13 protein-coding genes are annotated in these 14,644 nt (G+C 62.1%); 9 read left to right on the forward strand and 4 right to left on the reverse strand.

What is annotated here, in order from left to right:
• Positions 1-119: 119 nt before the first annotated feature.
• From hsdR to E5K00_RS21405, 3 genes are all read right to left on the reverse strand, one after another.
• Positions 120-2,561, reverse strand: a complete 2,442-nt coding sequence (gene hsdR / locus E5K00_RS21395; RefSeq protein WP_135465351.1) for an EcoAI/FtnUII family type I restriction enzme subunit R — start codon at positions 2,559-2,561, stop codon at positions 120-122.
• A 176-nt stretch (positions 2,562-2,737) separates the two neighbouring features.
• Positions 2,738-3,811 carry a Fic family protein gene (locus E5K00_RS21400; protein ID WP_135465352.1) on the reverse strand — a complete coding sequence of 358 codons (1,074 nt, stop codon included), beginning with the start codon at positions 3,809-3,811 and terminating at the stop codon, positions 2,738-2,740.
• 126 nt (positions 3,812-3,937) lie between these two features.
• On the reverse strand, positions 3,938-4,882 hold the full coding sequence (locus E5K00_RS21405; protein ID WP_135465353.1) for an HNH endonuclease: 945 nt from the start codon (positions 4,880-4,882) through the stop codon (positions 3,938-3,940).
• A 345-nt stretch (positions 4,883-5,227) separates the two neighbouring features.
• On the opposite strand from E5K00_RS21405, the gene E5K00_RS21410 reads away from it, so the two are divergent.
• The 9 genes from E5K00_RS21410 (at position 5,228) to E5K00_RS21450 (ending at position 12,520) form a co-directional block, all read left to right on the forward strand.
• Positions 5,228-5,623, forward strand: a complete 396-nt coding sequence (locus E5K00_RS21410) for a DoxX family protein (RefSeq protein WP_135465354.1) — start codon at positions 5,228-5,230, stop codon at positions 5,621-5,623.
• 31 nt (positions 5,624-5,654) lie between these two features.
• Positions 5,655-5,879, forward strand: a complete 225-nt coding sequence (locus tag E5K00_RS21415; protein WP_135465355.1) for a hypothetical protein — start codon at positions 5,655-5,657, stop codon at positions 5,877-5,879.
• Between the two features lie 429 nt (positions 5,880-6,308).
• The gene (locus tag E5K00_RS21420; RefSeq protein ID WP_135465356.1) at positions 6,309-7,931 is read left to right on the forward strand and encodes a Na+/H+ antiporter; all 1,623 of its coding nucleotides are present in this window, start codon (positions 6,309-6,311) and stop codon (positions 7,929-7,931) included.
• A 303-nt stretch (positions 7,932-8,234) separates the two neighbouring features.
• Positions 8,235-9,164: a M12 family metallopeptidase gene (locus tag E5K00_RS21425; RefSeq protein WP_135465357.1), complete on the forward strand. Its 930-nt coding sequence runs from the start codon at positions 8,235-8,237 to the stop codon at positions 9,162-9,164.
• A 5-nt stretch (positions 9,165-9,169) separates the two neighbouring features.
• Positions 9,170-9,490 carry a hypothetical protein gene (locus tag E5K00_RS21430; protein WP_135465358.1) on the forward strand — a complete coding sequence of 107 codons (321 nt, stop codon included), beginning with the start codon at positions 9,170-9,172 and terminating at the stop codon, positions 9,488-9,490.
• A 52-nt stretch (positions 9,491-9,542) separates the two neighbouring features.
• A complete protein-coding gene (locus E5K00_RS21435; RefSeq protein WP_135465359.1) occupies positions 9,543-10,112 on the forward strand; it encodes a hypothetical protein in 570 nt (189 codons plus the stop codon).
• 97 nt (positions 10,113-10,209) lie between these two features.
• Entirely contained in the window at positions 10,210-10,899 is a 690-nt protein-coding gene (locus tag E5K00_RS21440) for a peptidoglycan recognition protein family protein (protein ID WP_135465360.1), read from the forward strand.
• A gap of 8 nt (positions 10,900-10,907) precedes the next feature.
• Complete coding sequence (locus tag E5K00_RS21445) at positions 10,908-11,273, forward strand: hypothetical protein (protein ID WP_135465361.1); 366 nt, start codon at positions 10,908-10,910, stop codon at positions 11,271-11,273.
• Positions 11,274-11,287: 14 nt separating this feature from the next.
• Positions 11,288-12,520: a hypothetical protein gene (locus tag E5K00_RS21450; RefSeq protein ID WP_135465362.1), complete on the forward strand. Its 1,233-nt coding sequence runs from the start codon at positions 11,288-11,290 to the stop codon at positions 12,518-12,520.
• A gap of 98 nt (positions 12,521-12,618) precedes the next feature.
• Here E5K00_RS21450 and ettA read toward each other — a convergent pair whose 3' ends face one another.
• The gene (ettA, locus tag E5K00_RS21455) at positions 12,619-14,283 is read right to left on the reverse strand and encodes an energy-dependent translational throttle protein EttA (protein WP_135465363.1); all 1,665 of its coding nucleotides are present in this window, start codon (positions 14,281-14,283) and stop codon (positions 12,619-12,621) included.
• Positions 14,284-14,644: the final 361 nt, after the last annotated feature.

Below are 14,644 nucleotides of genomic sequence, written 5' to 3' on the forward strand. Positions count from 1 at the left end.
TCCGGGAGAGGGGGAGCCACGGCGGCAGGAGTTAGGTTGAATTCTGTTTGAAAAAGATTACGATTAGTCGTCCGGCTCCCCCTCTCCCAGAGGGGAGGGGGCTGGGGGGTGGGGTTACGTCAGGCCGACCGGTACAGCTCGGTTTCGAGCTCCTGCACGGCTTGCAGGTATTGGGGTTTGCCGCCGAACTGCTGCACGATTTCGAGGCGGGAGCCCAGCTGGGTGAAGGGCGGCGTGCTGAGCAGGTCGAGGCTTTCGAGGTCGGCGAGGCCCTGGTCGGCGTATTTGTCGGTGAGGGCTTCGAGCACGCTCCGGGCCTGGGCGCCGTACTTGGTGAAGTAGTTGCGCTTGCGCACGTTGTGGGCCCGCTCCTTGCGCGTGAGCGGGGGCTGGTCGAAGGCCACGTGGCAGAGCAGGTCGAACAGGTCTACGTCGTGGCCCACGGCCTCCTGCAATCGCTCCACGGGCACGCCCTGCTCGCGCAGCTCTTCCAGAATGGCGGCCTTGCGGTCGGAGGCGTGCCAGGTGGTCAGGAAGTCGTCGAGGGTGGCGAAGTGCTCCTGCACTTTCTGGCGGGCATAGTCGGTGAGCTTGATGGTGACGGGCTTGCCGTGCTCGTCGAAGATCAGCTCGCGCTCCAGCAGCACGGTCACGTCCACGCCGTTCACGTAGATTTTCTCGCGCCTCTGCCCGTTTGTAGCACCGCCGCCCTGGGGGTAGCGAATCTTCGGCTCGGCTACCACGGGCGCGGCCGGGTCGGGGTCGGCGGGAAACTCCACGGGCTTACCGGTCACGTCGTCGATAATGGGCGGGGTGTCTTCGTCGCCGGGCTCGGTACCGCCGGCCGCGCCCTCGGGCTCCAGGTCGGTGTCGGGGGTCACCTCCTTCACCCGGATTGGGTCGCCGTCGAACTCCGCGTCGGCAAAGAGGTCGGTGGCCCGCCGGAAGTCGAGGATGGTAAAGAACAGCTTGCCGTAGTCTTCATCAATGCGTGTGCCCCGCCCGATAATCTGCTTGAACTTGGTCATCGAGCTGATGTTGGAGTCGAGCACGATTACCTGGCAGGTTTTGGCGTCCACGCCGGTGGTCATCAGCTCCGAGGTAGTGGCAATGACGGGGTATTTCGATTCGGGGTCGGTGAAGTTTTCCAGCTCCATCTTGCCCAGCTCGTTGTCGCCGGTGATGCGCATCACGTAGCGGTGGTCCTGCTTCACGAGGTCGGCATTCTGGTTGGCCAGGGCGCTGCGCATGCGTTCGGCATGGTCGATGTCGACGCAGAACACGATGGTTTTGGCCATGCGGTTGAAGCCTTTCAGAAACTCCGTGATTTTGCGGGCCACCAGCTCGGTGCGCTCGGCAATAACGAGCTTGCGGTCGAAGTCGCGCAGGTTGTACACCCGGTCTTCTACCAGCCCGCCGCGCACATCGGTTTTGCCGTCTTCGGGCCGCCAGCCGTCCAAGTCGATGTTGGTACCGATGCGCAGCACCCGGTAGGGCGCCAGAAAGCCGTCGTTGATACCCTGCCGGAGCGAGTAGGTATAGAGCGCGTCGCCGAAATACTCGCTGTTGCTGGTGGCTTCGGTTTCGCGGGGCGTGGCCGTGAGGCCGATTTGGGTGGCGTTGGAGAAGTAGCTCAGGATTTCGCGCCAGCTGCTGTCGTCGCGGGCACTGCCGCGGTGGCACTCGTCCACCACAATCAGGTCGAAGAATTCGGGGGTGAACTGCTTGTAGATGTTGCGGTCGGCCTCGGTGCCCGTGAGCCCCTGGTAGAGGGCCAGGTAGATTTCGTAGCTCTTCTCGACCTGGTGGTTGGTCACCTGGTGCATCTTGTCCTTGAAGTGCTTGAAGTCGCCCTTGCGGGTCTGGTCAATCAGCGCGGTGCGGTCGGCCAGAAACAGGATGCGCTTCTTCGCCCCCGATTTCCAGAGCCGGTGCACGATGTGGAAGGCCGTCAGGGTTTTGCCCGTGCCGGTGGCCATCACCAGCAGGATGCGGTTCTGCCCTTTGGCCACGGCTTCCACGGTGCGGTTGATGGCAATCTGCTGGTAGTAGCGGGGCGGCTTGCTGCCGCCATCGTAGTAGTACGCCTGCTCGGCCACCCTGGCGGCCACCGGCGAAGTCAGACCTTTAGCCAGCTTGTAGCGGGCCCAGAGGGCGGCGGGCGTGGGAAAGTCTTCCAGCTTCAGCTCGGTTTCCACGGTGCCATCCTCGCCCACCGTGCGGTCATGAAACAGAAACCCGTCGCCGTTGGAGCTGAACACAAAGGGAATATCCAGAATCCGGGCATAGTCGAGCCCCTGCATCATGCCCGCGCCTACCGAGTGCTTGTTGTCCTTGGCCTCAATAATAGCAATCGGGATATTGGGCTTGTAGTAGAGAATATAGTCGGCGCGCTTCTGGGTGCCCCGGGCGGTGAGCTTGCCTTTCACGTAGATTTTACCATCGGTGAAGGACACTTCCTCCAGGTATTGGCTGTGCCGGTTCCAGCCGGCACCTTCGATGGCCGGGGTAATATATTTAGTGCAGATGTCGCGCTCCGAAAGATCTTTTTTGGATAGCATAGGGTAACGGGATAAAAAGGGGGCTCCGAAGATACACGCTGCTCAGGGTTATCCAATGCCAAACCCCTCCCTCCTCGGCCACCACTCCCGGCGCTCGGGCAGCCGCAGCTTCTCACCCTCGAACTGCAGGAGCCCGTGCCCGGCGCCACGCAGCTCCCGGAACGAGCCGGTAGTAATTAGCTGCTCCGAGCCAGCAGATCGAACAGGGGCTGGTTGATGTAGTAATTCGCTACGCCCAGTTTCTGCTTTTGTAGTAGGCCATCGGCAGCTAACTGATTGAGGTAGCTAGCGGCCGTGATACGGCTTACTTTCAACTCCTGCTGCACAAACTCAATACGGGTATAGGGATGCCTAAATAGGTTGTTGAGCAGATCTTGGCTGTAAAAGCGGTAGGTACGTAGCTGCTGCTTGGTGTGCTGCATCAAATCGCGCATCTCCCCAATCAGCGTAATTGTTTCGCGGGAAGTTTGCTCAACTCCTTCAATCATGTAGAGCAGCCAGGGCTCCCAATTGCCTGTATCACGCACCTGTTGGAGGAGGTGATAATAATCGGCCTTGTGACGAATGAGGTAGCGACTCAGGTACAGCACCGGAATATCAAGCAGTCCTTTCAGTACCAGGTAGAGGATATTTAGAATGCGGCCCGTACGGCCGTTACCATCGTAAAAGGGGTGGATACTCTCGAACTGAAAATGCAGCACCGCCATTTTCACGAGTGGGTCGGCGTCGCTAAGGGTATCGTCGTTGAGGTACGTTTCCAGATTTCCCATCAGGCGTAAAATATCATCAGCATGTTGAGGTGGGGTATACACCACTTCCCCATTCTGATTCATCAGGGTGGTACCCGGCAGACGGCGGTAGCCCCCACTATTCTGTTCCAACTCCGCCTGAATCTGCGCCAAGTGGTTGACGCTCAAAAAGCCGTATTGCTGTACCAGATCAAATCCCAGGCGCAGAGCTGCAGCGTAATTACTTACTTCTTTGGCTGCCTGCGATTTTAGCCCTTCAGTCTGCAAGGCAGCCTTAAACAGTTCGTCGTGGGTAGTGATGATGTTTTCTACGGCTGAGCTATCCTTGGCCTCCTGCAGCGGCAGAGTATTGAGTAGAATTCCTTCATTAGGAATCGTTTTGGAAATGCCTTTTAGCTCGGCTAATGCGCTACGGGCAGCAGGTAGCTTTTTTAGCACGGCCCGCGTTTCCAGTTCTTCGGCCGGCGGCAAATTGGTAGGTTCCCACAACGAAGTAGCCATGACCAGGAGATATTTCAGACACACATAACAGCATTGCATCTGATAAGCAAAAGGCTTTTTACTTATCAGATGCTGCAATATATGTAAAGAAAACAGGCTTCCTCTTTACATATACCTTTACCTGCTCTACCACACCCCAAACCCCTCCAACCGCGGCCACCATTCCTCGCGCTCGGGTAGCCGCAGCTTCTCGCCCTCGAACTGCAGGAGCCCATGCCCGGCACCGCGCAGCTCCCGGAACGAGCCGGCGACCCGCACCCGGTACTCTTGGTCAATGCGCAGGAGGTGGCGGTCGAAGGCGCGGTGCAGGGTGGGCGTCAGGGCCAGGCCGTTGCCAATGGTGTCGTCGTGGCTGATGGCCCAGGGCACGATGTGGCAGGCGTCGAGCAGCGGGGCCGGGGCAGTCGTGCTGGTGCTGATGAGCTGGAGGCCGGAAATGGCGCAGGTGTAGTTGTAGGCCTTGAGCACCTCACGCTTGAAGACGGCGCTGCGCACGGCCGTTTCCACTTCGTCGGTGAGGTTGAGGTGGGTTTGGTAGACGGCGGCGGGCTCCTGTAGCATCTGTTGGCCCAGGTCGCGCAGGGCATCGGGGCCGGCCGTTGGGCGGTAGCGGAAGCGGGTCTGGGGGAAGTAGCGGGTCAGCAGGGCGTCGCGGAAGACGTGGCGGGTGGCCGGGTCTTGCAGCAGCTGCCACAGGGGCTCGTCGAGGGCGGCGTAGGCTACCACCTGGCGCAGGTGGCCCAGGCTGCGCGGCGAGCCGGAGGCCGTGAGCACCAGGGGCTGGCCGAAGTGGGTGCGCAGGTGCCAGAACCCGTCGCCGGTGAGGTGGTAAAACGGCAGGGCGAAGTTGTTGGCCCGAAACCGGTCCGAGGAACTCAGGTCGCGGCAGTTGCTTTGGAAGGCGGCCAGCAGTTCGGGCGTGATGACGATTTGGTTGTCGACGATACTCTCGTCTTCAATTCCTTCGAGCACGGCCAGCAGCAGGGCGGGCTTGTAGGGCGCTTCCTCGCCGGCGAGGCGGCTGGTTTTGAGCTTGCGGAAACGGGTGAGGTAGGGCAGCAGGTCGGGCATAGGCGGGCGCAAGATAGACCGGCGGCCCGTTGTGGCCGCTACCTGCCCGGGCCAGTTGCGCAAAAGCGCCCGGCCGCACCGCACCCCGGCAACGGCCGGAGCCCCGGCCGCCAGGGGCCGGGCCGGCAGCACTCGGGCGCGCCTCTCCCATTTTCGTCAGTTGGAAGGTGGGCGTCGCAAAATACCCGCAATAAGTCGGAATTGCCCCTGCTTTCCCCGCGCCGGTCTTGCTAAATTTGTTGGCAACAAAGCAAAAGCGCAACGCCTTATTTAGCTACTTCAATTAGCAAACGAGGTAGCTACCGGCGCTGCTTCTCCGTCATTCATCCACTTCCTTTCTGCGTTATGAAAACTACAACTGTGCTGTACTGGGTTTCCACTGGCTTGCTGGCGGCCCTGATGCTCATGTCGGGCATGTCGAACCTGCTGAGCACGCCCGAGTCGCTGGACGCGTTCCGGCACCTGGGCTACCCGGCGTATCTGTCGCCGTTTCTGGGCGTGGCCAAGCTGCTGGGGGTGCTGGCGCTGCTCGTGCCGGGCTTTCCGCGCCTGCGGGAGTGGGCCTACGCCGGCTTCGTGTTCGATCTGGCCGGGGCCATGTACTCGGGCCTGGCCGTGGGCGACCCGCTGAGCACGTGGCTGCCCCTGACCATCGGGTTCCTGGTCATTGCCACGTCTTACGTCACCAACCGGCGCCGGACGGAGGCTCCCGCCCGGTCGTCGCACCTGAGCATAGCCTAGCCGCGGCCCAGCCTTTTTTCAAGCCTGCGTTATGGTAGAAGTCTTTAAAACCAACGTCCGGGCCCGCCGCCACGCCCAGCGGCTGCTGACCCAGATCCACGAAACCTTCGCGCGGTACCGGGCCAATTTCGACCTGGAAGACTGCGACAAAATCCTGCGCATCGAGGCCCGCAGCGGCGGGGTGCAGGCAGCCGAGCTGATTGATCTGCTGCACCTGGCCGGTTTTCAGGCGGAAGTCCTGCCCGATGAGGAATGACAACCCATTTTGCTACCGCATAGGAAAAAGGCCGCCGGATTCGCTTCCGGCGGCCTTTTTTGGTATGAGGCCGCGAAGAGAAGCCCGGGGCGGGTAACACCCGGCCCCGGGATGGGCCCTGTCATCCTTCATCTGGCGTACGCAAAGCAAAGGACCTCACCACGCCGGCACGAGTCGTAACAACGCTTGTCGTTCGTATCCCACAAGGTGCTTCGCTGGGCGTACGCCAGATGAAGGATGACAGATCGGGTGGCATTCGGCAGCCCGCGAGATTCCCCGGCCTCTGTCTCATGCTCAGGATGACAGATCGGGTGGCATTCGGCGGCTCCTGCCCGGGCGTTGCGGCGGGCGCCGACAGTAGCGTTTTTAGCCCGCAGCGGCTACCTTCCGGTCCAGGTCGGGCGCGCCCCGCCCGTAGCCCTTTGTCTGATGCACGATAACGCCCTACACGAAACGATACTGCTGGTTCTGGGTCTACTGTTTGCCATGCTGCTGCTGGTGATGCTGAGCCAGAAGCTGCGCATCTCCTACCCGATTTTCCTGGTGCTGGCCGGCCTGGGCCTGAGCTTCGTGCCCGGCCTGCCGCTTATCGTCATCAACCCCGACCTGATCTTCCTGATTTTCCTGCCGCCCCTGCTCTACCAGGCCGCCTGGGATACGTCGTGGAAAGACTTCTGGCGCTGGAAGCGGCCCATTGCCCTGCTGGCCTTCGGGCTGGTGTTCTTCACCTCCACCATCGTGGCCTACGTGTCGAGCAGCATGATTCCGGGCTTCACCCTGGCGCTGGGGTTTCTGCTGGGCGGCATCATCTCGCCCCCCGACGCGGTGGCGGCCACCTCCGTGCTGAAGGGCATCAAGGTGCCGCGCCGCGTCACGAGCATTCTGGAGGGGGAAAGCCTGATCAACGACGCCAGCAGCCTGATTGTGTTCCGCTTTGCCCTGGCGGCGGTGGTGTCGGGCACGTTTTCCTGGCACCAGGCCACCACCACCTTCCTGCTGGTCAGTGGCATGGGCCTGGCCATCGGGCTGGTGGTCGGCTACGGCTTTTACCTGATTCATACCTACCTGCCCACCACGCCCAGCATCAACACGGTGCTGACCTTCCTGGCGCCCTACGTGATGTACCTGCTGGCCGAGGAGTTTCACTTCTCGGGCGTGCTGGCCGTGGTCAGCGGCGGGCTGCTGCTCTCCTACCACTCCCACCGCATCTTCGACGCCGACACCCGCCTGCAAACGGCCAGCGTGTGGACCAGCGTGGGCTTTGCCCTCAACGGCCTGGTTTTTATCCTCATTGGGCTGGAGCTGCCGGTGGCCGTGCAGAGCCTGGGCAACTACTCGCTGCGGCAAGCCATTACCTACGGCCTGGTCATCAGCGCCATCGTCATCGTTATCCGGATGGTGTGGATGTTTCCGGCCGCTTTCGTGCCCCGCTGGCTGTTCCGCAGCATCCGCACCCAGGAAGCCAGCCCCGGCTGGCAGGGCCCCGTGATTATCGGCTGGGCGGGCATGCGCGGGGTGGTGTCGTTGGCCTCGGCTTTGTCGGTGCCCCTGCTGCTGAGCAACGGGCAGGCGTTTCCGCAGCGCAACCTGATTCTGTTCATCACCTTCGTGGTCATCCTGGTTACGCTCGTCTTCCAGGGCCTGACGCTGCCGGCCATCATCCGGCTGACCGGCGTGGCCGACCTGGAGGAGCGCATGCCCACCGACGAGCAGGAAGCTGGCATCCGGCTGCGGCTGCGCCATGTGGCCCTGGCCCACCTGGCCCGGCACTACGAGGAGGACATCCGCAGCAACGAGATGATCAGCGCCCTGCAGCACCGCATGCAGGCCGAGGCCCAGCGCACCGGCAACCTGCTCGAAGCCCTGGACTACGACGAGTCGAAGCGCCGGGCCCTGCAACGCTACCACCAGGTGCTGCTAGACGTGTTGCAGGTGCAGCGCGAGGAGCTGATGGTGCTGCGCCGCGAAGACGTGTTTGAGGAGGAGATGCTGCGCCACCAGGAAGCCCAGCTCGACCTGGACGAGGCCAAAATCAGCCACATGCCGCATTAAGCGGCCCCGCCCGGAAACAAACGCCAGCAAAACGGCTGCGTTCAGCCCGACAGCTTACTTGTCAACTTGGTCCCGGTTGTGCTTGGCGCAGCCGGGACTTTTGTTTTGGCGCCGGTCTGCTGGACGGGGCATAGTGGCTAAAATTCAGTGATAGTACTGACGCGCGGTACCTGCAACTCTCTGCAGCTTTACACCTCCCTGACCCTCGGCATTGTTTCTCGCCAAGCCCTACGACTTCTGCCCTTTCTGGCGCACCCACCTGACAAGCACCGCTGACTATTCACCGCTTACTTTCCAGCACCAATGAGCACGCACAACGACGCCGACGACCAGGATGACGTGAAACCCTGTACCCTTAAAGCTTTGCCCGACCGGCTCAAGCTGGAAGGCATCCGGACCGCCCTAGCCGTTAATCCGCTGAACGGATTCTTGCCCACGCCGCCCCCCAACGGCCACCGGCCCACGCCGCCCATGCGCCTGACGGCGGCCGTGGCCAAAAAGTGGGACGATAAGCCCCGCATCCTGACGGTCAGCTTTCCGGCCGGCACCGCCAGGGAGCTACAGGACCGGATTGTGAGCCACATGAACGCCTGGACCAAAACGTGCTGTATCGGGTTCCAGCGCGTCGACAAAGGCGGGAAAGTCCGGGTGTCGTTTGGTCCCGGCGGGTACTGGTCGTACCTGGGCACGGATATTCTGCTCATCCCGGCCGACGAGCAAACGATGAACCTGGAAGGCTTTTCCATGCAGACACCGGAGTCCGAGTTTGTCCGGGTCGTACGCCACGAGGCGGGCCACACGCTGGGCTTCGAGCACGAGCACATGCGCCAGGAGCTGGTAGACCGCATCGACCGGCAGAGTGCCTACGCCTATTTCCTGCAAACCCAGGGCTGGGACCAGGAAACCGTGGATGATCAGGTACTCACGCCCCTGGCCGCCCGGTCCATCATCGGCACCAAGCCCGATGAAACATCCATCATGTGCTATCAGCTGCCCGGCAAAATCATGAAAAACAAAAAAGGCATTCCGGGGGGCAAGGACATTAACGCCACCGACTATGCCTTTGCCGGCCGGCTATATCCCAAGCCTAAAAAGCAGCCCGCCGCCGAAATGGCCATGGCCGCCCACGGGGACGGCGTCCACGCCGAAGGCTGGCCCGAGGCGAAGGATATCCGGTTTTCGGCCGACCTGCTGGCCGAGTTCAACCACGCGACGCTCGTCGGGACCCACTGACGCCGGTGGGCAAGCAGGTAGAGGTAGCAGGCAGCCCGCACCTGCCCGACAGCCTGACGCTGGCAGTGGGCGACACCGCCCGGTTCTGGGCCTCGGGGGCCCTCGTGGTGGCTGGTGCGGGCATCGTGGCGGTGGTGGGCCCCTACCTGCGCACCACCGCCCACGATACCGGCGCCCGGCCCCGCCCGGCCGGATTGCCCAACACCGTGCAGGTGGAGGCGCGGCAGCCGGGGCAGGCCACGGTGAAGCTGTTTCTGGCCGCGGGCATCCTGAGCCCCGCCCCGCGCACCCACTTGGTGCAGATTACGGTCAACGTCCCGGAGTGACGCGCGGCCCTTTTAAATTACTAGTGTTTTGGTTTTCCTAAGCTAATCCGTCATGCTAACCAATCTGTCGAATATCCTCGTGGTGCTGATTGCCCTGAGCGTGGCGGCCGAACGCCTGGTTGAAATCATCAAAGGCATCATCCCGGGGCTTGATCAGGAAAATTCCGACGTAACCAAGGAGCGGTGGCGCAAGATTCTGCTGCAGGTGCTGGCCGCCGGGGCCGGCATCGTCACGGCCATTCTGGCCTTCCCGGCCCTGGCCGAAACGTTGAAGCTAGAAGACGACTGGAACGACAATTTCGGCGTCCTATTCTTACTGGGGCTGCTAGCCAGTGGCGGCTCCGGCTTCTGGACTTCGATTCAGGGGTACGTCAACAAAGTCAAGGAAATCAAGAAGGTGGAAGCGGCGGCGGCGCGCGTCACGGCCGCCGCTACGGTGGCCGCCATTGCCCAGGGTAGCCCGGCCGCCGACCGGCCTGCGGCGCGCTACATGCCCCAGGAGCAGCCAGCACCCGCGGCGCTGCCCGGCCTGAATTCGGCGGACCAAGCCGTGGCCGACCAAGCCCAGCAGAATCTGACGGAGGCCGTCAGGCTGGCCAACAATGTGTTCCATAAAGCTTAGCGGATACTATACGCCCCTGCTGACAACTGCCCGGCGACTGGAAACGCGCCGCCTACGTCTCTTTCTTTCGTTTTTTCTCACCTAACCCCCTTTTGTCATGGCTATTCGCTGGAAAGGCATTGTCGGCGCAGGTTTTACCCCGGCGGAATTCGATAGCTACTGCCATACGCTTACGTGGCCGGCCTGGCGACCTGGCTTTCTGGTGCTGCACAACACCAGCATTCCGACGCTGGCCCAGCGCCCCAACGGCTTCCGCCGCCAGCACATGCTCGACCTGGAGCACTACTACCGTGATGTGCAGGAATGGAATGCCGGCCCGCACCTGTTCGTCGACGATAAGCGCATCTGGGTGTTTACCCCGCTCACCGTATCGGGGGTGCACTCGCCCTCCTGGAACAAGCTTTCCCTGGGAGTAGAAATGCTGGGGGAATATGCTACCGAATCGTTTACGACCGGCCGGGGCCTGAACGTGCGCCACAACACCATTGCGGCCCTGGCTACGCTTTCCGCCGTTCTGGGCCTCGCCCCCGCTACCATCCGGCTGCATAAGGAGGACCCAAAAACCAGCCACAAGGGCTGCCCGGGGAAGAACGTAGTCAAAGCTGAAATCATTGACGCCGTGCAGGAGCTGCTGATTGACCGGCACTCCGCGGAAGCTGTCTTGGCGCGCCGCGCCTTGGCTCCGGCGGCCGCCCGCCAACAGCGGGAGGAGAACCTGCGCCGCAAAGAGCTACTGCTGCTGCTGCCCGACTTTCCGGCGCAACAACTCCCTCTTAACCCGTCATAGCTTTTCCCATGAGCGTCAAAATCAACCCCAACCAGCCCGTTACCATCACGGTAGACTTCGGTTCGCCCCAGGTCGCGGCGTACAAGCTCTGGTATAAGCAAGCGCTGGACGTACTCTTTACGACCCTCGGCACCGGCACCGACAAAGGCCCCGCTACGCCCAGCAGCTACCCCTATTCCGTTGCCGGGCTGGCCGATAGCAGCACCATTGCCTATCACGTTGCGCTGCACGGCAATGCTAACACGCCTTATAAAGTGACTGTTACGCTGGCCCAGGCCGGCACGCCGCTACCCGGAGCCACCTTGCCCCTGACTGGTACTACCGACGGCAATGGCAATGCGGTGGTAGACGGCTCCATCGACCTGACTACATGAGGTATTTGTATCCTATGCGGCGCACCTGGCGCACTTGGTTTGCGCTGTTTCTGCTCAGCATTCTGCTCATGCGTCCGGCCCTTGGCCAGCAGGATACGGTCCGGCAGCAGCCGTATGCCTTCCCCGAGCTACCGGCCCTGACCTTTATCGACGCGGGCAGCGCTAAGATTAGCCGGCCGGTCATTCCGCGCGGCCTGGCGACCGAGCTTGTCAACAGCATCGATTCCATGGGCCGGGTAAAGCAGGGACTGGCCCTAGCCCTGGCGCCCTGGTCATTGCTCGACAAGAGCATTACGCTGCAAGACTACCAGAAGAAGCCGGGGCAGTACATATTGGCTAACGCGCAAGTGTCGCTGGGTACCGTGCGGGTGGCCGGCGACGCCCACGCTACCGACCTGGGCATCGGCGCCCGCGTCACGCTGATCGACAAAAGCGACCCGATGCGCGATACTGCATTCACTAACAGCATCCGTCGGGTACTGGTCGCGGCTTCGCCTAAATACCCGGTCAGCGCCATTGCGGCGGCGGCTACTGCGGTGGCCAAGCTCCAGCAGCTTGCTACCGATGCACGCGCCGTAGCCAACGCCCGCCCCGCTGATACGGAGGCCGCGGCGGCAGCTACCAAAGCCGAAGCCGACCTAGCGCGGGGGCAGCTCCAGGCCAGTTCGCTAACGGTAGCCGTGGCGCAGGACCAGGCTGCCGATAAAGCGGCGAAGGAAAAAATAGCGCAGCTGCGCAAACGCTGGAACAGCCAGCACTGGAACCAAACGAGCTTCTCGGTGGCCGCCGCTACTGGCTGGCGGCTGAGCGAGTCGCAACTAGCCCCGGCGGCGGCCAACCGCCAGCTGGGCTGGAGCGCCTGGGCCACCGGCGCAGTGCCCTTGCCCGGAAACGCCAGCCAGCTGCTGGGCCAGCTGCGCTACACCCGCCAACGCCAGGTAAACAGTGCGGAAGCAAAAACCGAAATTGACAATCAGCTGCAGTATGGCGCGCGCCTGCTGTTTGGGTCGGCTACTGTCAACTTTTTTGCCGAGCTATCCGGCACCTCCCGCAGCAACCCGCTGCCCGGGGCCAGCAAAAAGCGCAGCGACTGGGGCGGCGGCCTGGAGTTTCGGGCGGTGGAAGGCATGTGGATTTCGACGGGCATCAGCAGCAAGCTGTCCGATGCGGGCAAGCCGGAAGCGGCCTTGATTTTTGCGGGTCTGCGCTGGCAGGTAGCCAGTAGCCCCAAGTTTGCCAACCCGTAATTGCGCAGCAGAAATCAATGACCGAGTAAGCAAAAAGCGCCGCCGGAAATACTTCCGGCGGCGCTTTTTGCTTATGGCTTTGGCAAGGCATAGTGGGCTTACCCCAGGCTCTTGTAGCGAACCCGCTTGGGCTCCACGTCGCCGAGGCGCTTCTTCTTGGCTTCCTCGTAGTCCGAGAAGTTGCCCTCGAACCATACCACCTGCGAGTCGCCCTCGAAGGCCAGGATGTGGGTAGCCAGGCGGTCCAGGAACCACCGGTCGTGGCTGATGATGACGGCGCAGCCGGCGAAGTTCTCCAGCGCGTCTTCCAGGGCCCGGATGGCATTCACGTCCAGGTCGTTGGTGGGTTCGTCGAGCAGCAGCAGGTTGGCGCCCTGCTTCAGCGTCGTGGCTAGGTGCACCCGGTTCCGCTCCCCGCCCGAGAGGCTGCCCACTTTCTTTTCCTGGTCGCCGCCGCGGAAGTTGAAGTTGCTCACGTAGGCCCGCGCGTTGATGGGCCGGCCGGCCAGCAGCATGGTTTCGGTGCCGCCCGAAATGGTTTCGAATACTGACTTGTTGGGTTCCAGCGTGTCGTGCTGCTGATCCACGTAGGCCGTCTGCACCGTGGGACCCACCACGAAGGTGCCCGCATCGGGCTGCAATTGGCCGGTAATCAGGCGGAAGAGCGTGGTTTTGCCCGCGCCGTTGGGCCCGATGATGCCCACGATACCGCCCTGGGGCAGGTTGAACGACAGGTTTTCGAACAGCAGCTTGTCGCCAAACGCCTTGGTCAGCCCTTCGGCCTCGATAACCTGGGAACCCAGGCGCGGACCGTCGGGAATGAACAGCTCGAGCTTCTGCTCCTTCTCCTTGGCGTCCTCGTTCACCATCTTGTCGTAGCCGGCCAGGCGGGCCTTGCTCTTGGCCTGGCGCGCCTTGGGGGCCATGCGCACCCACTCCAGCTCGCGCTGCAGCGTCTTCTGGCGCTTGCTCTCAGTTTTCTCCTCCTGCGAGAGGCGGGTCGACTTCTGCTCCAGCCACGAGGAGTAGTTGCCTTTCCACGGAATACCCTCGCCGCGGTCCAGCTCCAGAATCCAGCCGGCCACGTTGTCGAGGAAGTACCGGTCGTGGGTTACGGCAATGACGGTGCCCTTGTACTGCTGCAAGTGCTGCTCCAGCCACAGCACGCTTTCGGCGTCGAGGTGGTTGGTGGGTTCGTCGAGCAAGAGCACGTCGGGCTCCTGCAGCAAGAGGCGGCACAAAGCCACCCGGCGCTTTTCCCCGCCCGAGAGGTTGCCGATGATGGCATCGGCCGGGGGCGTGCGCAGGGCGTCCATGGCGCGCTCCAGCTTGCTGTCCAGGTTCCAGGCGTCGAGCTGGTCGAGGCGTTCCTGCACGGTGCCCTGGCGCTCCAGCAGCTTGTCGAAATCGGGGTCTTCGCCGCCGAAGGCCTCGTTGATTTCCTCAAATTCCTTGAGCAGAGCCACGGTTTCGGCCGTGCCTTCCTGCACTACCTCCAGCACCGTCTTGGTGGGGTCGAGCTGGGGCTCCTGCTCCAGGTAGCCCACCGTGTAGCCCGGCGACCATACCACGTCGCCCTGAATCTGCTTGTCGACGCCGGCAATAATCTTGAGCAGCGAAGATTTACCCGAGCCGTTGAGGCCGAGCACCCCGATTTTGGCCCCGTAGAAAAACGAGAGGTAAATATTTTTGAGAACTTGTTTTTGCGGCGGGTAGACTTTGGTCACGCCGGCCATCGAAAAGATAATCGTCTGGTCGCTCATGGTAGGGTGGTTGGAAAGAAAGTAAGGCCTGGGGCCTCGAAAAAACGAAAAAAACGCGGGGGCGGGTCCCCGGGCCCCGGTCGGGGCCCGGGCCGGAGCTACCCCGCCCGGAACTTTTCCGGGGTTTGCCACTGCTTTTGCCTGGCCCGCGCGTGTCGAACAAAGCCGGTGGCAACCTTAAACAGTTGGGTATTTAGTAATACTCGATATTTTGCGGGCTCATTGCGCATTCTTACCGGTTGTATTTGCAGTGGTTGCGCACCTGGGTGGCTGGCGGCTCGTTATGGGTTTGTCATAACCGTGCAGGCTTTCAGTGCGTAGCCTACCTTTCAGAAGCTGCCTGCAGGCGCGGAGCCCCCCA

The organism is Hymenobacter aquaticus, from assembly GCF_004765605.1.
Classification (GTDB): Bacteria; Bacteroidota; Bacteroidia; order Cytophagales; family Hymenobacteraceae; genus Hymenobacter; species Hymenobacter aquaticus.

What these genes read in the sequence shown, in the direction of transcription:
- hsdR (WP_135465351.1), bottom strand. Translation starts at nt 2,561, where the DNA reads ATGCTATCCAAAAAAGATCTTTCGGAGCGCGACATCTGCACTAAATAT.
- E5K00_RS21400 (WP_135465352.1), bottom strand. Translation starts at nt 3,811, where the DNA reads ATGGCTACTTCGTTGTGGGAACCTACCAATTTGCCGCCGGCCGAAGAA.
- E5K00_RS21405 (WP_135465353.1), bottom strand. Translation starts at nt 4,882, where the DNA reads ATGCCCGACCTGCTGCCCTACCTCACCCGTTTCCGCAAGCTCAAAACC.
- E5K00_RS21410 (WP_135465354.1), top strand. Translation starts at nt 5,228, where the DNA reads ATGAAAACTACAACTGTGCTGTACTGGGTTTCCACTGGCTTGCTGGCG.
- E5K00_RS21415 (WP_135465355.1), top strand. Translation starts at nt 5,655, where the DNA reads ATGGTAGAAGTCTTTAAAACCAACGTCCGGGCCCGCCGCCACGCCCAG.
- E5K00_RS21420 (WP_135465356.1), top strand. Translation starts at nt 6,309, where the DNA reads ATGCACGATAACGCCCTACACGAAACGATACTGCTGGTTCTGGGTCTA.
- E5K00_RS21425 (WP_135465357.1), top strand. Translation starts at nt 8,235, where the DNA reads ATGAGCACGCACAACGACGCCGACGACCAGGATGACGTGAAACCCTGT.
- E5K00_RS21435 (WP_135465359.1), top strand. Translation starts at nt 9,543, where the DNA reads ATGCTAACCAATCTGTCGAATATCCTCGTGGTGCTGATTGCCCTGAGC.
- E5K00_RS21440 (WP_135465360.1), top strand. Translation starts at nt 10,210, where the DNA reads ATGGCTATTCGCTGGAAAGGCATTGTCGGCGCAGGTTTTACCCCGGCG.
- E5K00_RS21445 (WP_135465361.1), top strand. Translation starts at nt 10,908, where the DNA reads ATGAGCGTCAAAATCAACCCCAACCAGCCCGTTACCATCACGGTAGAC.
- E5K00_RS21450 (WP_135465362.1), top strand. Translation starts at nt 11,288, where the DNA reads ATGCGGCGCACCTGGCGCACTTGGTTTGCGCTGTTTCTGCTCAGCATT.
- ettA (WP_135465363.1), bottom strand. Translation starts at nt 14,283, where the DNA reads ATGAGCGACCAGACGATTATCTTTTCGATGGCCGGCGTGACCAAAGTC.